This window comes from Stenotrophomonas sp. HMWF023 (assembly GCF_003060985.1).
GTDB classification, from domain to species: domain Bacteria; phylum Pseudomonadota; class Gammaproteobacteria; order Xanthomonadales; family Xanthomonadaceae; genus Stenotrophomonas; species Stenotrophomonas lactitubi.
Genome location: NZ_QAIJ01000143.1, coordinates 21,199 through 39,927, shown reverse-complemented (window position 1 = coordinate 39,927; position 18,729 = coordinate 21,199). Strand labels below are relative to the sequence as shown.

Annotated in this window: 16 protein-coding genes; 6 read left to right on the top strand and 10 right to left on the bottom strand. The window is 64.8% G+C overall.

Translation table 11 applies throughout. The features are described from left to right. Positions 1-36: 36 nt before the first annotated feature. The 8 genes from galU to cmk all read right to left on the bottom strand — a co-directional run bounded on the left by galU (position 37) and on the right by cmk (position 8,328). Positions 37-915 (bottom strand): UTP--glucose-1-phosphate uridylyltransferase GalU, encoded by an 879-nt coding sequence (gene galU / locus DBR20_RS07870; protein ID WP_108265791.1) that lies wholly within the window; start codon positions 913-915, stop codon positions 37-39. Beyond that, entirely contained in the window at positions 912-2,825 is a 1,914-nt protein-coding gene (locus DBR20_RS07865) for a nucleoside-diphosphate sugar epimerase/dehydratase (protein WP_162292010.1), read from the bottom strand. The genes galU and DBR20_RS07865 overlap by 4 nt, the downstream gene beginning before the upstream one ends. 15 nt (positions 2,826-2,840) lie before the next feature. Next, entirely contained in the window at positions 2,841-3,818 is a 978-nt protein-coding gene (locus DBR20_RS07860; protein WP_108265790.1) for a glycosyltransferase family 4 protein, read from the bottom strand. A 3-nt stretch (positions 3,819-3,821) separates the two neighbouring features. Beyond that, the gene (gene lapB, locus DBR20_RS07855) at positions 3,822-5,000 is read right to left on the bottom strand and encodes a lipopolysaccharide assembly protein LapB (RefSeq protein ID WP_032977571.1); all 1,179 of its coding nucleotides are present in this window, start codon (positions 4,998-5,000) and stop codon (positions 3,822-3,824) included. Between the two features lie 6 nt (positions 5,001-5,006). After that, positions 5,007-5,291, bottom strand: a complete 285-nt coding sequence (locus tag DBR20_RS07850) for a lipopolysaccharide assembly protein LapA domain-containing protein (RefSeq protein ID WP_099821260.1) — start codon at positions 5,289-5,291, stop codon at positions 5,007-5,009. A 77-nt stretch (positions 5,292-5,368) separates the two neighbouring features. Next, a complete protein-coding gene (locus DBR20_RS07845) occupies positions 5,369-5,674 on the bottom strand; it encodes an integration host factor subunit beta (RefSeq protein ID WP_005409286.1) in 306 nt (101 codons plus the stop codon). A gap of 89 nt (positions 5,675-5,763) precedes the next feature. Continuing rightward, positions 5,764-7,449 carry a 30S ribosomal protein S1 gene (gene rpsA / locus DBR20_RS07840; protein ID WP_025875032.1) on the bottom strand — a complete coding sequence of 562 codons (1,686 nt, stop codon included), beginning with the start codon at positions 7,447-7,449 and terminating at the stop codon, positions 5,764-5,766. Between the two features lie 201 nt (positions 7,450-7,650). Further along, positions 7,651-8,328 carry a (d)CMP kinase gene (gene cmk / locus DBR20_RS07835; RefSeq protein WP_108265789.1) on the bottom strand — a complete coding sequence of 226 codons (678 nt, stop codon included), beginning with the start codon at positions 8,326-8,328 and terminating at the stop codon, positions 7,651-7,653. A gap of 197 nt (positions 8,329-8,525) precedes the next feature. Between cmk and ykgO the strand changes: the two genes are divergently transcribed. The 6 genes from ykgO to DBR20_RS07805 all read left to right on the top strand — a co-directional run bounded on the left by ykgO (position 8,526) and on the right by DBR20_RS07805 (position 13,025). After that, entirely contained in the window at positions 8,526-8,651 is a 126-nt protein-coding gene (gene ykgO / locus DBR20_RS07830) for a type B 50S ribosomal protein L36 (protein WP_005409283.1), read from the top strand. A gap of 146 nt (positions 8,652-8,797) precedes the next feature. Next, positions 8,798-9,127, top strand: a complete 330-nt coding sequence (locus tag DBR20_RS07825) for a hypothetical protein (RefSeq protein ID WP_108265788.1) — start codon at positions 8,798-8,800, stop codon at positions 9,125-9,127. A gap of 39 nt (positions 9,128-9,166) precedes the next feature. Further along, positions 9,167-10,204, top strand: coding sequence for an agmatine deiminase family protein (locus DBR20_RS07820; RefSeq protein WP_108265787.1), 1,038 nt, complete (start codon positions 9,167-9,169; stop codon positions 10,202-10,204). A gap of 163 nt (positions 10,205-10,367) precedes the next feature. Continuing rightward, entirely contained in the window at positions 10,368-11,255 is an 888-nt protein-coding gene (locus DBR20_RS07815; RefSeq protein ID WP_099821258.1) for a carbon-nitrogen hydrolase, read from the top strand. Between the two features lie 14 nt (positions 11,256-11,269). After that, a complete protein-coding gene (locus DBR20_RS07810) occupies positions 11,270-11,800 on the top strand; it encodes a GNAT family N-acetyltransferase (protein WP_108265786.1) in 531 nt (176 codons plus the stop codon). Between the two features lie 4 nt (positions 11,801-11,804). Further along, positions 11,805-13,025, top strand: coding sequence for a TraB/GumN family protein (locus DBR20_RS07805; protein ID WP_108265785.1), 1,221 nt, complete (start codon positions 11,805-11,807; stop codon positions 13,023-13,025). 149 nt (positions 13,026-13,174) lie between these two features. Here DBR20_RS07805 and DBR20_RS07800 read toward each other — a convergent pair whose 3' ends face one another. Together DBR20_RS07800 and DBR20_RS07795 are read right to left on the bottom strand one after the other, a co-directional pair. Further along, positions 13,175-16,264: an efflux RND transporter permease subunit gene (locus tag DBR20_RS07800; RefSeq protein ID WP_108265784.1), complete on the bottom strand. Its 3,090-nt coding sequence runs from the start codon at positions 16,262-16,264 to the stop codon at positions 13,175-13,177. After that, positions 16,261-18,729: efflux RND transporter permease subunit (locus DBR20_RS07795; RefSeq protein ID WP_258223248.1), on the bottom strand; the 2,469-nt coding region annotated here is incomplete at its 5' end. The genes DBR20_RS07800 and DBR20_RS07795, both read right to left, overlap by 4 nt.

The following is an 18,729-nucleotide window of genomic DNA, read 5'->3' as shown; positions in this document are numbered from 1 at the left end:
ATCAATCAGGGCGCCGCGACGGAGCGCTCGAAAACCTTACTCCGCCAACATCGCCGTCAGCTTCTCGCGCGCCGGGCCGGCCAGCTTCGGGTTGTCCAGCGCAAAACGAATCGTCGCCTCGACCAGCCCCAGATGGGTACCGCAGTCGAAACGGGTGCCTTCGAAACGATAGGCATCAACCTCGTCGGTCTTCAGCAGTTCGGCGATCGCATCGGTCAGCTGGATCTCGCCACCGGCACCGGTCCGGGTCTGCTCAAGCAACTCGAAGATCTTCGGGCTCAGCACGTAGCGGCCCACCACTGCCAGATCGCTCGGCGCGTCCTCCGGCTTGGGCTTCTCCACGATCTGCGAGATACGCCCCTTGCGGCCATCGAACGCCTCGGTGGCGACGATGCCGTAACTGGCCGTCTTGTCGTGTGGCACATCTTCCACGGCGATGACGCTGGCGCCGCTGGCCTCGTTGAGGTCGGCCATCTGCTTCAGCGCACCAGCGCCGCGGTTCCAGATCAGATCATCCGGCAGCAGCACAGCGAACGGCTCGTCACCGATGACCGCCTTGGCGCACAGCACCGCGTGGCCCAGGCCCAGAGCCTCGGTCTGGGTAACGAAGATCGCGCGCACACCTTCCGGCAGCACATGGCGGATCAATTCGAGCTGTTCGTGCTTGCCCGCGCGCTCGAGCTTCTGCTCCAGCTCGTAGGCCTTGTCGAAATAGTCGGCGACAGCGTGCTTGTAACGGTTGGTGATGAACACCAGGGTGTCACAGCCCGCTTCGATCGCCTCATCCACGGCGTACTGGATCAGCGGCCGATCGATGATCGGCAGCATCTCCTTCGGCACCGTCTTGGTCGCCGGAAGAAAACGCGTGCCCAGACCTGCTACTGGAAATACCGCCTTGCGAATGCGCTTGCTCATTGGTGCCTGCTGGCCTCACGTGCCGGAAAGGGCACAACCTTAGCGGAAGAAATGTAAGCATCCTGTTCGATTGGCGAGAATTCCGGCATGGTCGCGAACAGGATTTCCTGGATCGTATCGATGTCGTACCTGGCAATCGCCTCGCGCAGCTTCGGCACGTTGCCCAGCACGATGTCACGCGAGAACGCACGTACGCCGGCTTCCAGGATCTTCGGGTGCGCGGTCGGCCGGTAGTCCTCGTCGGAATAGAACAGCGTCTCGTGCAGCTTCTCGCCCGGGCGCATGCCGGTGTAGATGATCGGGATGTCCTTGTAGGGCTGCTTGCCGGCCAGGCGGATCATCTGTTCGGCCAGCACCCGGATCGGCACGGGCTCGCCCATGTCCAGCGTATAGATCGCCCCGTGCGACGCCGACGCAGCCGCCTGCAGGATCAGCTGGCATGCCTCGGGAATGGTCATGAAATAGCGGCTGACCTCCGGATCGGTCACCGTGACCGGGCCGCCCTTGAGAATCTGCTCGCGGAACAACGGCACCACGCTGCCGGCCGACGCCAGCACGTTGCCGAAACGCACGGTCACGAAACGGGTGTGCGTGGACTTCTGGTCCAGGCTCTGGCAGATCATCTCCGCATAGCGCTTGCTGGCGCCCAGCGCATTGACCGGGTCCACCGCCTTGTCGGTCGAAATGAACACAAAGTGCTCGACGCGGGCTTCCAGGCAGGCGCGGGCCACGTTCTCGGTGGCCAGGATGTTGTTGCGCACGGCTTCGCGCAGCTGACGCTCCAGCACCGGCACATGCTTGTAGGCAGCCGCATGGAAGGCGGTGTCGACAGGGTGCAAAGACAGCGCATGGCGGATCACCGCGGGATCGCCACAGTCACCGAGCACGGCTTCGATTTCGACATCGGGGAAGCTGCGTCGCAGCTCGCCCTCGATGGTCAACAGCAGCAGTTCGCTGATCTCCAGCAGCACGATACGACCGGCACCATGGCGCGCACACTGGCGACACAGCTCGGACCCGATCGAGCCACCGGCACCGGTCACCATCACCGTGCGCCCGCCCAACCAGCCGCGGATGAGGTTCCAGTCCGGCATGATCGGCTTGCGCCCAAGCAGATCTTCGATCGCCACTTCCTTCAACTGGCCCGGCAGCGACTGACCCTGCAGGATGTCGCTGAGCTTGGGCACGGTGCGGAACGGAATGCCGGTGCTCTCGCAGATGGCCACCACGCGCTGCATGCCGACGGCATCCAGCGAGGGCATGGCAATCACCAGCAGCTTGGCCGCAGTCTCGCGGGCCACCGCCGGTGCATCGTCCAGCGTGCCCAGGATCGGCAGGCTCTGCAGCTTGGCGCCACGCAGGTGCGGTGCATCATCAAGCAGGCCGACCGGCTCGAAATTGCCGGATCGGCGCAGGTCGCGCACCAGGGTCTCAGCGGCTTGGCCGGCGCCGAGAATCAGCACGCGGCGCGCGGACGAATCGGACTGCAGCGACTGGTAGTCCTTCCACGCCCGGTACAACAGGCGCGGCGCGCCCAGCAGTGCCGACAGTGCGAACGGATAGATCACCAGCACCGACATCGGCACGCCGTTGAAGCGCTTCCAGGCCAACACCAGGACGATGGCGATCAGGCCGATGAAGCTGGCCTTGAAGATGTTCAGCAGGTCGCTGACGCTGGCGAAGCGCCACAGCCCGCGATAGAGGCCGATACGCCAGAACACCAGGCCCTGCAGGGCCAGCACCAGCGTGGTGTCCACGTTCCACAGCGGCAATGCAGGAGCGTCGGCAAGGATCGAGTAACGACCTGCATGCAGCAGCTGCCAGCACGCCCATACCATGAACAAGTCGTGGCAGACGATGGCCGTACGCGGCATCAGACCGAGGATTCTGTCCCGCCAGGGTGAAGACATAGATCGAGTAATTCCTTATCGGTGGCGCAATCCATTGCGCAGGAGGAGCCACAGCAGGGTCAACGCTGCAAACCACGCGACCGCTACGACAGCCTCCCACCTCGGCTGCAAATTGGTGCAGATATTGAACACTGTAATACTGAACAGGCCCAAAACAAAGTACATCCCTGTCACCTGGGCATGGCTGGCTCCTGCCTGGACCGCGCGCTGGTAGACGTGCTGGGTGTGGGGTTCCATCCAGCGTTGCCCGGAAAGCATGCGCGCCAACAGCGTGAAGCCCGCGTCCACAAGGAAGGCGGACAACGGCAGCAGCAGCAGTATCCAGTTGATGTCGGTGTGCACTGCAGCGACGGCCAGCACCACCGCTACGGCATAGCCCAGCGCGCCACTACCGACATCACCCATGAAGATCCGCGCCTGCGGAAAATTGAATGGCAGAAAACCCAGGCACGCCAGGCCAAGAACAACGGCCACCAGCGAATAGGGCCAGGGCAGCACGGTGGCGAAGCCCAGCGCAACGATGACCGCCTGACTGCTGGCAATCCCGTTGATCCCATCCATGAAGTTCCAGATGTTGATCAGTGATGCGGTGAAGAACAGCACCAGCAGGCTCAACAGCCAGCTGCCGCCGTGCATCTTGACCAGCCCCGCCAACAAGGCAGCGGCGAGGAAATGCACCAGCAACCGGCGCATGGCCGGTAGCGGCCGATGGTCATCCCACCAGCCAATGCCGGCCACCAGGGCCAGGCCAAGGCTGGCGACAGCCAGGCTGACTGCAGCGTCCGGCCAGACGCAGGCGGCCACGACCGCCGCAACCAGCAGACTGACCACGATGGCGATACCGCCACCACGCGGGGTGGCGACACTGTGGCTGCGGCGCTCGCCAGGCTGATCCAGCAACTGCCTGCGCAGGGCATACACGCGCGCCGCCCAGGTCAACGCCGCGCTGAGCAGGGCCAGGCCCAGCAGCGCAGCCATCACAAGCCACGGCATGGTTCAGAGCACCGCGTAATTCAACAGCGGCTTGACCGTGCCCCACTCCTTGCAGCTGGGGCATTGCCAGTGGTGGGTACGCGCGCCGAATCCGCAGCGGGTGCAGCGGTAGGCGGGATTGCGCACCAGCAACTGGTCGGTGATGTGCTTGAGATCGTGCAGGGTCGCGGTGGAATCTGCACCCTCGGCCAGGGTGAGGTCGATCAGCGCCGATTCGCCACGCACCGACGGGCGATCCTTGAGCTGGCGGCCAAGATAGGCGCGGGCGGGTGCGACACCCTCCTGCTCTTCCATCAGGCGGGTCAGCGCCAGCACCGGGGCGATGCCGCGGTAATGCTCGGTCATCTCGGACAGGAAGGCGCGCGCGCCGCCCAGGTCACCGACCTTGCGGTAGTTTTCCATCAGCGCCGGCAGCACTTCCGGCAGGTACTCCGGATCGTTGCGGGCAGCACGCTCGAAGGCACGCACGGCGGCCTCGGCGTTGCCTGCATCGGTTTCCAGGCGGCCCTCGATGATGCCGGCACGGACCGACATGGCATCGGCCTGGTAGGCGCGGGCGATGGCTGCCCTCGCCTCTTCCAGCTTGCCCGCGCCACGGAAGCGCTCGGCCAGCTCGCATTCGAACTGCCCGATCAGCTTGCCCATCGGCTCGCCGGTGACATCTTCGAAGCGGGTAGCGTTGTCGATCGCCTTTTCCCAGTCGCGCTCGGCCTGGTAGATGCCGATCAGGTGCTTGAGCGCCTGCGGTGCGCGCTGGTCCAGCTGCGCCAGTTCGGTGAACACCGTCTCGGCACGGTCCAGCAGACCAGACTTCATGTAGTCCTCGCCCAGTGCCAGCAGGGCCTGCACACGCTGCGCGTCGCTCAGGTCCTGGCGGTTGACCAGGCCCTGGTGCAGACGGATCGCGCGGTCCACTTCACCACGGCGGCGGAACAGATGGCCCAACGCGACCTGGGTCTCGAAGGTTTCCTTGTCCAGCTCGGCGATGTGCAGGAACAGCTCGATGGCCTTGTCCGGCTGCTCGTTGAGCAGGTAGTTCAGGCCACGGAAATAGGTGCTGGACAGGTGGCTGACCTGGTTGTCACCGTGGCGTTGACCGCCGCGGCGTCCGATCACCCAGCCGGCCAGCGCCGCCAACGGAAGACACAGGAAGAACCAGAACCACTCGGAAACGAATTCCATCTTCGATCAACGTCCATCAAAAGATTGGGAGGGGGCCACCGGCGCCGACGGTGCAACCGCCGACTTGTTGGCACGGCGCAGCTGGCTGTAGAGCGGAATGACCACGCTTACCAGCACCAGGCCAGCACCGACCACGACACCGATCAGCAGGGCGGCAATCAGCGCCACGCCGACGGACGTGTTCAATTGGGTAAACAGCAGGTTGATCGACATGGCCGTCATGTTGACCGCACCGATGATCAGACCAAGGATGAGAACCGCCAGCAGGACCAGCAGACGAAAAACTTTCATGCGACAGCTCCATTGGCAGGAGGCCGTAGCTTATCCGACTCGTGGTGGGATTCGCACGAAGTCGCGCGACGGATGGCTCAGGCCGGATCTGCGTCCAGCGGCAGCACACTGCTGACCCGCTCGCGCAATTCCTTGCCTGGCTTGAAATGAGGGACATGCTTGCCCGGCAGGGCAACCGATTCGCCGGTCTTCGGGTTACGACCCAGGCGCGGCGGACGGTAGTGCAGCGAAAAGCTGCCAAAGCCGCGGATCTCGATGCGATCGCCGGCCGACAGTGAGCCCCCCATCATTTCCAGCAATGACTTGACCGCCAGATCGACATCATCGGCCTTCAGGTGCGCCTGCCGGCGCGCAAGGATTTCGATCAGTTCGGATTTGGTCATTACCGGCTCACATCAGGGGCATCTCAGCCTGAAACGGCCCGGGCAGTGCCCGGGCCGTCCAGGAAACAACGATCAGCGTAAGGCCGATATTACTCGGACTTGTTACCGTTCAGCTGTGCACGCAGCAGCGCGCCCAGCTGGGTGGTGCCGCTGGAAGCCGAAGAGGACTGGTATTCCTCCAGCACTTCGCGCATTTCCGCGTCGTCCTTGGCCTTGATCGACAGCTGCAGGGTACGACCCTTGCGATCCATGCCCACGAACTTGGCTTCAACCTTGTCGCCGACCTTCAGGTGCTGGGTCGCGTCGTCGACACGCTCGTTGGCGATGTCGCGAGCTGCAACATAGCCTTCGATGCCGTCGGACAGCTCGATGATCGCGCCCTTGGCGTCGACTTCCTTCACCACGCCTTCGACCTTGGAGCCCTTCGGATTGGTCGCCATGTACTGGCCGAACGGATCCTGCTCCAGCTGCTTGACGCCCAGCGAAATGCGCTCGCGCTCCGGATCGACGGCCAGGACGACTGCGTCCAGGTTGTCGCCCTTCTTGAAGTTGCGAACGATGTCTTCGCCAGTGGTCGCCCAGCTGATGTCGGACAGGTGAACCAGGCCGTCGATGCCGCCGTCCAGGCCGATGAAGATGCCGAAGTCGGTGATCGACTTGATCTGGCCCGACACCTTGTCACCCTTCTTGTGGGTAGCAGCGAAGGTTTCCCACGGATTGGCGGCAACCTGCTTCATGCCCAGCGAGATGCGGCGACGCTCCTCGTCGACGTCCAGGACCATGACTTCAACTTCGTCACCGACCTGCACAACCTTGGACGGATTGACGTTCTTGTTGGTCCAATCCATCTCGGAAACGTGCACCAGACCTTCGACGCCCGGCTCGATTTCGACGAATGCGCCGTAATCGGTGACGTTGGAGACCTTGCCGAACACGCGGCTGTTGGCCGGGTAACGACGGGCGATGTTATCCCACGGATCTTCGCCCAGCTGCTTCAGGCCCAGCGAAACGCGGTTGCGCTCGCGGTCGAACTTCAGCACGCGCACGTCCAGTTCGTCGCCGACGTTCACGACTTCGGACGGATGGCGCACGCGCTTCCATGCCATGTCGGTGATGTGCAGCAGGCCGTCGATACCGCCCAGGTCCACGAATGCGCCGTAATCGGTCAGGTTCTTGACGACACCCTTCAGGATCGCGCCTTCCTGCAGCTTGTCCATCAGCTGCTCGCGCTCTTCCGAGTGCTCGCTTTCGACGACAGCGCGGCGCGAGACCACGACGTTGTTGCGCTTGCGGTCAAGCTTGATGAGCTTGAATTCCAGCTCCTTGCCTTCCAAGTAGGCCGGATCGCGCACGGGGCGCACATCGACCAGGGAACCCGGCAGGAAGGCGCGGACATCCTTGATGTCCACGGTGAAACCACCCTTGACCTTGCCGCTGATGCGGCCGGTGATGGTTTCGTTCTTTTCCAACGCTTCTTCCAGCTCGTCCCACACCATCGCGCGCTTGGCCTTCTCGCGCGACAGGACGGTTTCACCGAAGCCGTTCTCGATCGAGTCGAGGGCGACCTTGACGATGTCGCCTTCGGCAACATCGATTTCGCCAGCGTCGTTACGGAACTGTTCGATCGGCACGATGCCTTCCGACTTCAGCCCGGCGTTGATCACCACGACGTCGCCGCGGACTTCAACAACGGTACCGCTGACGATGGCGCCCGGCTTCAGCTTGGCCAGGTTGGCCTGGCTGGCTTCAAACAGTTCGGCAAATGATTCGGTCATTAGATTTACTCTGTTGGACACATGGGTCGGCTGGCTTCCCTTCAGGGAATGGCTGCCGCCCGCCTGTTGGTCGACCCCGGAAATGCAGGTCGTGTGTGGAAGTAGGAAAACCGCCACGCATCATTGCGCGACGGAGCTTTTACAGCACTGCAAATGCGCGACCACCGCCGATGCTGCTGGCAGAACTCCCGCGCGAACGGATCAGGCAGCCGGAACCGGAAGCAGATCCATCACTCTGGCAACGACATCTTCGATGCCGATGCCTGTGGTGTCGATGAGGACAGCATCGTCTGCCGGCTTCAGGGGCGCCACGGTACGCTGAGCATCACGGGCGTCGCGGGCCATGATCTCGCGCAGGAGGTCTTCAAAGTTAACAGAAACCCCCTTGTCTTTCAACTGCTTATGCCGGCGCTCGGCGCGCTCCTCGGCACTGGCGGTCAGGAAGACCTTGTAGGGGGCGTCCAGGAAGATGACGGTGCCCATGTCGCGGCCGTCGGCGACCAGCCCCGGCCCCACCCTGAATGCGCGCTGGCGCTCCTTCAGGGCGGCCCGGACCTCGGGAATGGCGGCGATCGCCGACGCCAGCGCCCCGGTGGTCTCCAGCCGCAGCTCGTCGGTGGCGTCGGTGCCATTGACCAGGACGCGCATGGCATCGCCCTGCTCGACGAACTGGACGTGGGTATCAAAGGTGCAACGCACCAGCGCGGAGGCATCGGAGGTGTCGATGTCGGCCCAGCTGGCCGCCACGCCGACGGCGCGGTACAGAGCGCCCGAATCCAGGTAGTGCCAGCCCAACCGGCGCGCCACGATGCGGCTGATGGTACCCTTGCCGGCCCCTGATGGGCCGTCGATGGTCAGGACGGGAACGAGTGGATTCATGGGGGTCCTTGCGCGTGTGAAGGGGCCATTCTAGCCCCTGCCAGACACCCCGCAACGGGCCATTTGTGCAACCACTTGAAACCATGGGGAAAAGCCCGGTAGAATGGCGGGCTTGAACGAGCGTCCACTGCCGATTGTCTTTCGCATATCGCGGCCACGCTCCACCCGAACAACTACTGTTTACGCCGAGGTATGCCATGAAAGTTCTGTCCTCCCTGAAGTCGGCGAAGGCCCGTCACCGTGACTGCAAGGTCGTGCGTCGTCGTGGCAAGATCTTCGTCATCTGCAAGTCGAACCCGCGTTTCAAGGCGCGTCAGCGCTAAGCCCAACGGTCCTTGTGACCGCGGCTGGCCCCACGCGGGGCCGACCCGATGCAAAAAGCCGCCTTCGGGCGGTTTTTTGTTTATGCGGTTTTTTCCTGCCGTTTTTGCTGTAATCGCTGTTCTTGACCACTGGGGAGTAGATCGAGATGACGCGTTACCTGTGCACCCTGGCCGTACTGGCCACCCTGGCTGCCGCCACCCCGGCGATGGCCGATACCCTGCTTGTCGACCGCGCCCGCGAAAAGCCGGCCGGCGCCCTGCCCGTCCGCGGCCAGAGCATGCAGCAGGTGCAGTCGCAGTTCGGCGCGCCGGCAGAGCAGCTGCAGCCGCGCGGCGGACAGAAACTGCAATGGCCGACCATCCACCGCTGGGTGTACCCGCAGTTCACCGTCTACTTCGAGAAGCAGAAGGTGATCGACGTGGTGGCAAACCAGGCGGATCCGAACGAAATCGGCCCCAAGCCGCCGATCCGTTGACCCCCATGCCCGCCACCGGCGGGCGCGTGTAGCGAGACCATGAACCAGACCCTTCGTTTTCCTGCCGAATGGGAAGCCCAGAGCGGCGTCCTGATTGCCTGGCCCACCGCCGACACCGACTGGGCCGACCGCCTGGGCCAGGTGGAAGAGACCTACATCGCCCTGGTTGCGGCGATCACCCGCTTCCAGCCGGTGCTGATCTGCGTGGCCGACGATGACGTGGAGACCTACGCCGAAATGCGGCTGCGCTCCAACCGCATCGACATGGACAAGGTCCACTTCACCACCGCCGCGTACGACGATACCTGGCTGCGTGATTCGGGCCCGATCACCCTGCGCCGCGCCGACGGCAGCTTCCAGCTGCTGGACTTCCGCTTCACCGGCTGGGGCGGCAAGTTCGATGCCACCCTCGATGACCAGCTGGTCGGCGTGCTCGACCAGGCCGGCGTGTTCAACGATGCGGCGGTACGCAGCATTCCGTTCGCACTGGAAGGCGGCGGCATCGAGACCGATGGCGAAGGCACCCTGCTGACCACCTGGAAGTGCCTGCACGAGCGCCATCCCGACCGTGACCGCGACAGCCTGAGCGCCGACCTGGCGAGCTGGCTGCAGCAGGAGCGCGTGCTGTGGCTGGATCACGGCTACCTGGAAGGCGACGACACCGACGCCCATATCGACACCCTCGCCCGCTTCGCCTCGGCCGACAGCATCGTCTACCAGGCCTGCGACGACGCCAGCGATTCGCACTACGCCGAACTGCAGGCGATGGGTGCCGAGCTGGCCGCACTGCGCACGCGTGACGGCCAGCCGTACCGGCTGTTCCCGTTGCCATGGGCAAAGCCGGTGATCGATGAAGGCCGCCGCCTGGCTGCGTCGTATGCCAATTACCTCATCGTCAACGGCGCGGTGCTGATGCCGGCCTATGGCGACGCGGCCGACGACCTGGCCCGTGATGTGCTGGCACAGGCCCACCCGGACCGCGAGATCGTGCAGGTGCCCTGCCGCTCGCTGATCTGGCAGAACGGCAGCCTGCACTGCATCACCATGCAGCTGCCCGCCGGGTTGTTGAAGGCGTAAGCCACGCGGTAGCGCCGGGCCATGCCCGGCGAGCGCGGCGGCATCTGGAAAATCCGCCGGGCATGGCCCGGCGCTACCGGTTGCGTGCACCATTCAGCAGCCAACACGCTGTCGTGGCGCATCCGCGTTAACATGCGGGTTTTCCCCCGCAGGATCGCCCCGCATGAACTCGCGCAGCCCCCTTACCGTCGCCCTGATCCAGGAGCGCAACCACGGTGATGCCGCCGCCAACCTGGCGGTGATCGAAGCGCGTGTTGCCGATGCCGCGGCACAGGGCGCGAAGCTGGTGCTGCTGCAGGAACTGCACAACGGTCCCTACTTCTGCCAGCACGAATCGGTCGATGAATTCGACCTGGCCGAGCCGATTCCGGGCCCAAGCACCGAGCGCCTGGGCGCGCTGGCCAAGAAGCATGGCGTGGTGCTGGTCGGCTCGCTGTTCGAGCGCCGCGCTGCCGGCCTGTACCACAACACCGCCGTGGTCTTCGAGAAGGACGGCACGTTGCTGGGCAAGTACCGCAAGATGCACATTCCGGACGACCCGGGTTTCTACGAGAAGTTCTACTTCACCCCGGGCGACATCGGCTTCAAGCCGATCGACACCTCGGTCGGCCGCCTCGGCGTGCTGGTGTGCTGGGACCAGTGGTACCCGGAAGCAGCGCGCCTGATGGCGCTGGCCGGTGCTGAACTGCTGCTCTACCCCACCGCGATCGGCTGGGACCCGGATGACGTGCAGGACGAGAAGACCCGTCAGCGCGACGCCTGGGTGCTGAGCCACCGTGGCCATGCCGTGGCCAACGGCGTGCCGGTGCTCAGCTGCAACCGCGTCGGCCATGAGGCTTCGCCGCTGGGCGCCTCGGGCATCCAGTTCTGGGGCAACAGCCACGTGCTGGGCCCGCAGGGCGAGTTCCTGGCCGAAGCCGGCACCGAAGCGACCATCCTGATGTGCGAGGTCGACCTGCAGCGCAGCGAACACGTGCGCCGCATCTGGCCGTTCCTGCGTGATCGTCGCATCGACGCCTACGGCGACCTGCTCAAGCGCTACATCGACTGACCCGGAGCCCGCGCATGGCCGTACTCATCCGTGATGCCGGCCCTGCCGACATCGCTGCGATCACCGCGATCTACGCGGTGGAAGTGACCGACTTCGTCAATACCTACGAGTACGAGATCCCTGACCAGGCCGAGATGCTGCGCCGCATGCGCGACATCATCGACCGCGGCTTCCCCTACCTGGTGGCCGAGGTCGACGGCCAGGTTGCCGGCTATGCGTATGCCAACACCTACCGTACGCGCATCGCCTACCAGTGGACCGTTGAGAACTCGGTCTATGTCGATGCACGCTTCCAGGGCCGTGGCGTCGGTACCGGCCTGCTGCAGGCACTGATCGATGCCTGCACCGCGCGCGGCCATCGACAGATGGTGGCGGTGATCGGCGAGCCGACCAACACTGCCTCCATCAAGCTGCACGAACGCTTCGGGTTCCAGCTGGTGGGCGTGTTCCGTGGCCTCGGCCGCAAGCACGGCCGCTGGCTGGACACCGTACAGATGCAGCGCGCGCTCGGCGATGGCGCCGATTCCGCTCCTTCCAATGAATGATTCCATGACCGAAATCCTTCCCGAAACCGGCGACGATCTGTTCGCCGGCCAGCCCGTGCGCGTCGTCGAACGCGACGGCGTGCGCTACACCCTGCTGGGCACCGCCCACGTCTCCCATGCCAGCGTCGAGGCAGTGGAAAAAGCCATCGACAGCGGACGCTTCGATGCAGTGGCGGTCGAGCTGGACCCGCAGCGCCTGCAGGCGCTGAGCGACCCGGACACGCTGGCCAAACTGGACCTGGTGGAAGTGATCCGCAAGGGTCGCGTGGCCCTGTTCGCGGCCAACCTCGCGTTGTCGGCCTACCAGCGCCGACTGGCCGAACAGCTCGGCATCGAGCCGGGCGCCGAACTGAAGCGTGCCGTGGACCTGGCGCGCGAGCGCAACCTGCCGGTGTACCTGATCGACCGCGAAGTCGGCCTGACGTTCCGCCGCGCTTCGCAGCGACTGGGCTTCTTCGGCAAGCTGAAGCTGGTGGCCGGGCTCGGCGCCGGCCTGTTCTCGTCCGAGGATGTCGGCGAAGACGAGATCGAGAAGCTGAAGCAGGGCGACATGCTGGAATCGAGCTTCGGCGAGTTCGCCAGCGAGAACCCGGCCCTGTACGAAACGATCATCGGGGAGCGCGACCGCTACATGGCGACGCGTCTGCGCGAAGCGCATGATCCGCAGCAGCGCGAAGTGCTGGCGGTGGTCGGTGCCGGTCACCTGGCCGGCCTGGCGCGTTACCTGGAAACCGATACCGAGGCGCCCGCGCCGTTGCGCGAGCAGCTGGAAGCAGTGCCGAAGAAGCGCAACATCCCGTGGTTCACCCTGGCGATCCTCGCCATCGTGGCCACCGGCATCGGTGTCGGCTTCTATCGTGGTGGATTGGGCGTGGGCACCGAACTGCTGGCGACCTGGGCGATGTATACCGGCGGCCTGGCTGGCCTGGGCTGCCTGGTCGCCGGCAGCCATCCGCTGAGCATCCTCACCGCGATCGTGGTGGCGCCGTTCAAGCCGTTCCGCCTGAGCATCCCCACCGGTGCGTTCGCGGCCCTGGTGGAAGCGCGCCTGCGCAAGCCGACCTACGAGGATTTCCTCAAGCTGCGTGATGATGCGCAGTCGTTGAAGGGCTGGTACCGCAACCGCGTCACCCGCGTGGTGCTGACCTTCATGCTGACCAACCTGGGCAGCATGCTGGGCCTGTGGCTGACTGCCGGCAAGGTGTGGAGCAAGGTGGCGAGCTGATTGCGCTGCCCCGCCGGGCATGGCCCGGCGCTACCGGTAGCTCCCAACCTTGGTTGGCACGGCATTTACACGATACGGCGATGAAAAAAAGGGGGAGACCGCCCCACTACGACCGGTCTCCCCCCACCACAAACACGTTGTGTCGTGCATTACAGCCGGGCAGCGCCCGGCTCTACCCTCTCCAGCCCGCGGGCGCGCTGGATCAGGCACACCACCGCATTGCGCAGGTCATCGAGCACCGCGTAGATCGTCGGCAGGAACAGCAGGCTGACCACGGTCGAGAACGCCAGGCCACCGGCAATCGCACGCGCCATCGGCGAGTACTCCGGCCCGTTGCCGAACATCTGCGTATCGGTCAGCGAGATCGGCACCATCGCCAGGATCGCCGTACCCATGGTCATCATGATCGGGCGCAGACGCTCGCGTGAGCCCTCCACCAGCGCCTGGGTACGCCCCATCCCGCCCCGGCGCAGATTGTTGATGTGCTCGATCATCACGATGCCGTTGTTCACCACCACGCCCATCAGCACCAGGATGCCGATGAAGGACATGATTCCGAACGAGGTGCCGGTGATCCAGAACAGCCAGAACACGCCGAAGATCGAGAACAGCACGCCGCTCATGATCGCCGCCGGGAACAGCAGCGATTCGAACACCGCAGCCATCACCACGTAGATCATCACCAGCGCGATCAGCAGGTTGAACACCATCTGCTGCATCGCCTCGTTGTCATCGCCGTAGTCGCCACCGTCGAAGGTGAAGCCGTAGCCGGCCGGGAAGTTCATCGGCTTGAGCACGGCTTCCATGGCCTTGCGGCCGTCCGGCGCAGTGATGTTCTCGGCCAGGTTGGCCTTGATGGTCAGCGTGGTCTGGCGGTTGGTGCGGCCGATCTGGGTCGCCGATGAACCAACATCGACACTGACCAGGCTCAGCAGCGGCACGCTGCGGCCATCGCCGGTGCGTACGCTGAAGCCCGCCAGGTCTTCGGGGCTGCTCTGTTCGGCACCGGCAAAGCGCACCCACACGGGTACTTCGTTGTCGCCACGACGGAACTCGCGCATCGGCGCACCGCGCAGCGCCAGGCCGACGAAGCTGGCCACCTGCTCGGCATTGAATCCGAAGGCCGCCGCGCGCTCGCGGTCGACGTGCACTTTCAGCTCGCCGCCCTTCTCGCCATTGTCGATGCGCACATCGCGCAGCTCGGTGCGCTGTGCCAGCAGCGGCAGCACTTCCTGGCCGATCTCCTGCAGCATCGCGCTGGAGTCGCCGACCAGCTGTACCTGCACGCCCTGGTTGCCGCCACCTCCGCCGCCATCACCGCCCTGGTTGCCAACGAAGTAGTCGGTGCGCGCAGACTTCGGCAGGCCCTTGCGCAGCTCTTCCTGCAGCGCCTTGATGTCCTTGGCGTACTTCTCGTCCAGGGTGACCACGGTCGAACTGCCTTCCTGCTCGCTGTACCAGGAGTAGACCTGCTGCACGTGCAGGCGCTCGCGGTTCTCCTCGACCCAGGCTTCGACGCGCGCCACTTCCTCGGACATCTGCCGGTAGGTGTAGGCGCCCTTCCACATGTAGCCGATGAAGATGTCCTTGCCGCCATCACCACCGAACATGTCGATCTTGGTCAGCTTCATCGGTACCAGGCTGACCAGCACCACCAGCAGGATGCCCAGCAGGCTCCAGCCACGATGGCGCAGCGACCAGTCCAGCAGCCGCGCGTACTGGCGCTGCAGGCGCGCGATCACGCCGGTCTGCGAATGCACCAGCTTCGGTGTGGCCATGCGTGCGGACAGCATCGGGATCAGGCTGACCGCCACCAGCCACGAGGCCAGCAGCGAGACCGAGATGGTGATCGCGATCTGCGCCATGAAGATGCTGATGTTGTTGGTTTCGCCGAACAGGTTGGGCACGAACACGATGCAGTGGCACAAGGTGCCGGCGCTGAGCGCGATGGCAACGTTGCGGGTGCCGATGATCGAGGCCAGGCGTGGCTGGTCCGGCAGCCGCTCACGTTCCTGATAGATGCTCTCGACCACCACCACGGCGTTGTCGACCAGCATGCCCACGGCCAGCAGCAGGCCCATCATGGTCAGGATGTTGAGCGTGACGCCGGCAAAATACATGAAGCCGAGGGTGATGGTGAAGCAGATCGGAATGGCCAGGGTCACCATCAGCGTGGACGGCCAGTGGCGCAGGAAGAAGAACAGCACCGTCACCGACAGGATCAGGCCGACGCCGCCCGCCTCGGCCAGCTCCAGCAGGGACGAGGTCACCGCCTTGCCCTGGTTGTCGATCACCTTGATCTGCACATCGCGCATCGAGTCCTGCGCGCGGATCGCTTCAACTTCGGCAAGCGCGCCGCTTGAGACGTCCACCAGGTTGGCGCTGCGTTCCTTGTAGATGTCCAGGCCGACGGCAGGATTGCCATCCAGGCGGCGGCCATAGCTCATACGTGCCGGCTTCAGCCGCACATCGGCAATGTCACCCAGGCGCAGGCCCTTGGCATTGATGACCAGATCACGCATTTCCTGCAGGTCGGTGATCTCACCCACCGGCTGCACGCGCACGCGCTGGCCGTTGTCGTCGATCTGCCCGGCCGAGATCGAGAAGTTCAGCGTTCGCAGGCGATCACTCAGCTCGTTGATGCTCAGGCCGTGTGCGTTCAGGCGGTTCGGATCGATCGCGATCTCCACCTCGTTCGGCGGCGCGCCGGTGATCTCGACCCGGGCCACGCCCGGAATCCGCTCGATACGCCGCTTGAACTCGCGGTCGAGCATGTCATAGGCAGTGGTCAGGTCGGTGGTACTGGCCAGGCGCACCTTCAGCACTGGCTGGTCGCTGCTGGACCACTTGAACACGTTGTAGCGCTGCACGTCGTCGGGCAGATCGCTGCGGATCGCATCGATGCGTTCGCGTGCGTCGGAAGCGGCGATGGCGATGTCTCGGTCCCAGTCGCTGAACTCGATGAAGATCGACGCGGCTTCCGACGTCGCCGAGGAGCGCATGCGCTTGATCCCGGTCATCGTCGCCAGCGACTCCTCCACCGGTCGGATGATGGTCCGCTCAACTTCTTCCGGCGTGGACCCGGTATACGGAATCTGCACGAACAAGAACGGTGCGGAGATGTCCGGCAGCGCTTCCAGTGGCAGCCGGAACGAGGCAATCAGTCCGACCACCACCAGCGACACGAAACACATGATGGTGGTGACCGGCCGACGGATGGAGAACTCGGCAATGCTCATGCCGGTTCCTCCCCGCCCGCACTGCTGCCCTGCGCGGCGTGCAGGCCTTCACCGGCATGCTTGCGGCCACGTTCGCGGTAATAGGCATCACCGCGGCGGTCCATCAGGTCGTACACCACCGGGATCACCAGCAGGGTCAGCAGGGTCGACACCAGCAGGCCACCGATCACGGTGATCGCCATCGGTGCGCGCACCTCGGCGCCCTCGCCCATCGCCACCGCCAGCGGCAGGAAGCCGAACAGCGTGCACAGGGTGGTCATGATGATCGGTCGCAGGCGCGAGCGCGCGCCTTCCACCAGCGCCTCGTGCTTGGCAACGCCGGCCTCGCGCAGCTGGTTGACCTTGTCGATCAGGATGATCGCGTTCTTGGTGACCAGACCGACCAGCAGGATCAGGCCGATGAACACCACCACCGAGATCGGCTTGCCGGTCAGCATCAGCGCCAGGATCGCGCCGACCAGCGCCAGCGGGATGGTGAACAGGATCACGAACGGATGCAGCAGCGATTCGAACTGCGAGGCCATCACCAGGTAGACCAGGAAGATCGCCAGGCCGAAGGCGAAGATCAGCGACTTCGCCGCCTGTGCCAGCTCCTCGCCCTGGCCGCCGATGTGCAGGCCCACGCCAGCGCCCAGCGGCTGTTCGGACACCATCTGCTGTACTTCGCGCATGGCCGCGCCAAGGTCGATGTCGCGCAGGTTGGCCGAGACCACGGCAACCCGAGTCTGGTCAGCGCGATGGATCTCGCTCGGGCCGGTGGTGGCGACCACATCAGCCACTGCGTCCAGGGTGACCGGACGGGTGCTGCCCGGATTGACGATCAACCGGCGGATGCTCTCCACGCTGGCACGGTCGGTTTCCTGTGCGCGCACCAGCACGTCGATCTTGCGGTCACGGAAGCTGTAGCGGGTGGCCACATCGCCGCGCACCTTCTTCACCACCACGTCGGCGATCTGCCGCGTGGTCAGGCCCAGTGCACCGGCACGCTCCTGGTCGAAGCGGATCTGGATTTCCGGGAAGCCCTCTTCCACAGTGGATTTGACGTCGGCGTAGTGCGCGTTGCCACGCAGCAGCGCCGCCAGGCGCTGGCCCGCCACTTCCAGTGTGGCCATATCCTGTCCGCGCAGTTCGATCTCCAGCGGCGTGGAGAAGCTGAACAATGCCGGCCGCGCGAAGTCCACCTGCGCACCCGGGTGTTGGCCCATGGTGTCACGCAGACGCTCGGTGATCTCCGCTTCGGTCTGCGGGTTGCCGCCGCCTTCCATCACGATGGTCAGCTTGCCGATGTTCTCGCCACTCTCGGTCGGGCTGGCATCCAGGCGGGTGCCACTGCCGCTGACGCCATACAGCGATGCCACGCCTTCACCCTTGCCGTGTGCCAACTGAAGCTCGCGCACCAGCGCATCGGTCTGCTTCAGCGGCGTGCCCGCCGGCAGCTTGACCGTCATTTCGAAACGGTCCTGCGCCAACTGCGGGATCAGGTCGGCGCCGAGCATCGGCACCAGCGCCATCGTGCCGACGAACGCCAGTGCGGCCAAGCCCAGTACCTTGCCGGGGTGGGCCAACGCACCCGGCAGCAGCCGCAGGTAGCCACGCTCGGCACCGGCGTACGGCTTCATGGCGATGTCGCTGGCCTTGCGCATCACCGGGCCGACCACTGCAGCCACGCCGCGACAGATGCGCACCACCAACCACGCCAGCGCGTAGAAACTCCAGCGCATCGTTGCCATCACACCACGACGGCCGAGTGCGACCGGCTTCTGCCAGCGGCTCTGCGGCTGCCACGGCTCGGCCGCGGCTTCTTCCGGGAATGCCAGTGGCGGCCGGCCCTTCAGCGAGCTCAGCATCGGAATCAGGGTCATCGACACCAGCAGCGAGATCGCGATGGCGATCGCCACGGTCAGCGCCTGGTCGCGGAACAGCTGGCCGGCGATGCCGTCGACGAACACCAGCGGCAGGAACACCGCGATGGTGGTCAGGGTGGAAGCAACCACTGCCATGCTCACTTCGCGGGTGCCAGCGATCGCAGCCTGCAGGATGCCCAGGCCGCGTTCGCGCGCCTTGGCGATGCTCTCCAGCACCACGATGGAATCGTCCACCACCAGGCCCGTAGCCAGTGCCAGGCCGCCCAGGGACATCACGTTCAAGCTCAGGCCGAGCTGGCCCATGAAGAAGAACGTGGCGATGATCGAGACCGGCAACGACAGGCTGATCACGAACGTGCTCCAGCCGTCGCGCAGGAACAGGAAGATGATCAGGATCGCCAGCAGGCCGCCGATCACCGCGTCCTTCTTGACGTCGGCGATGGCGTGCTCGATGAAGCGTGACTGGTCTTCGATGGTGGTCAGTTCGGCATCGGCCGGGAACGTTGCCTTGATCTGCTCCAGACGCTTGCGCAGCGCTTCGGCGGTGGCAACGGTATTGGCATCGCCTTCCTTGTAGATCGCCAGTTCGACCGATTCCTT